Consider the following 1,788-nt stretch of genomic DNA (forward strand, 5'->3'; position numbering starts at 1 on the left):
CCCAAGGCCAGGTAGTTAAGGCTTTCGCGGTGCCGTCAAGACGTGGTTCTCAGGACATGAGGACGGAGATCCAGTAAAACGGTGATCTTCCACAACCAGCCGTCGAAGAACTGGATCTCCGTTGATTGCCGAGTATGCCAGCTCCGCTGTTTCCCGCGCTGTCGAGACGGACTCTTCGTCCCGCTCGGCAGCCGGGCGATTGTTCGCTCCCGGGCATTTGGGTGAGCTGACCTGGCTTGTGCCGTTCGAGCTCGTCGATGCTGTCCTGGAGGAGACCCGCGGCGTGCAGCGTCGTCTGCGTGCTCTGCCCTCGCGTGTCGGGGTCTACTTCCTGCTGGCGATGTGTCTGTTCCCCGAGGTCGGCTACCTGCTGGTCTGGCAGAAGCTGACGGCCTCGCTGACCGCCCTGCCTGTCGTGACGCCCACCGCCAAAGCCCTGCGTGACCTGCGCCGCAGGGTCGGTGGCGCACCGATGCGGCGCCTGTTCGAGGTGCTGAGCGGACCGCTGGCCCAGCCCACGACGCCGGGCGTACGGTTCGGGGCCTACCGCACCGTCTCCTTCGACGGCTGCAGCTCCATCAAGGCGCCCGACACCGCCCGTAACCAGGCCTGGCTGGGCAGCCCCGGCCACGGCGGCTACCCGCTGCTTGAGCTGATGACGCTGGTGGAGACCGGAACCCGAGCCTTGATCGGCGCGGTCTTCGGTCCCACCAGCGAAGGCGAGAGCGGCTATGCCCGGCGTCTGCTGCACCTGCTGACGCCGGACATGCTCGTGTTATGGGACAAGGGCTTCGACGGCAACGCCTTCCTCGCCCAGGTCAGCGCCACCGGCGCCCAGGTGCTCGGCCGGCTGCGCAGCAACCGGCGCACTCCCGTCCTGGCCACCCTCACCGACGGCTCCTATCTCTCGATGATCGGCAGCCTGCAGGTCCGCATCATCGAGGCCCGTGTGACAGTGACCTGCACCGACGGCACCGCCTTCACCGGCACCTACCGCCTGGCCACCACCTTGACCGACGCCCGCCGTCACCCGGCCACCGCCCTGATCAGGCTCTACCACCAGCGATGGGAACACGAGTCGGCCTACTACGCGCTCCGCCACACGATCATGCAAGGACGGATCCTGCGCTCCGGCGACCCCGCCGGCCTGGAGCAGGAGATGTGGTCGGTGCTCACGCTCTATCAACTCCTGCGCACCGTGATGGTCGACGCCGCCGAGTCCCGGCCCGGCACCGACCCCGACCGCTGCGGCTTCTCCATCGCCCTGCACGCCGCCCGCGACCTAGTGATTCAGCCTGGCGACAACCCCGGCACCGCCACCGGCCTGGTCGCAACCATCGGACGCCGTGTCCTGGCCGCGCTGCTCCCTGCCCGCCGCCCACGCGTCAGCACCCGCAAGGTCAAATCACCCATCTCCCGCTACAACGAACGACTCGACGACGGCCGCCCCGACCGCAGCCGCACCATCACCGACCTCGACATCACCCTCCTGCCGCCCCCACCCACGCTGCCTGCCGCATCCCGCGACGAACGACCCATGCCCGCGACCGACCGCCACAGACAACAACAGGTCCTGGCCCTCCTCCACCAAGACCCCAACCGCCCCTGGAAGGCCCGCGACATCGCCCGCCACCTCGGCGATGTCACCTTGAACACGATGTATCGGCAACTATCGCGCTGGGCCGCCGGCCAACTCATCCGCAAGATCAGACCAGGCGTCTACACCGCCGAGCAGATCTCCACAGCGCTCTTGCCACCAGCTCAGAAAGCTTAACTACCTGGCCTTGG

1 protein-coding gene is annotated in these 1,788 nt (G+C 67.7%); it reads left to right on the forward strand.

Features of this window, described 5'->3' with window-relative positions; all coding sequences use genetic code 11:
• The first annotated feature begins 217 nt into the window (after positions 1-217).
• Positions 218-1,774, forward strand: coding sequence for an IS4 family transposase (locus ACWD0F_RS52050; RefSeq protein ID WP_449890576.1), 1,557 nt, complete (start codon positions 218-220; stop codon positions 1,772-1,774).
• Positions 1,775-1,788: the final 14 nt, after the last annotated feature.

This window comes from Nonomuraea sp. NPDC002799, assembly GCF_053592075.1.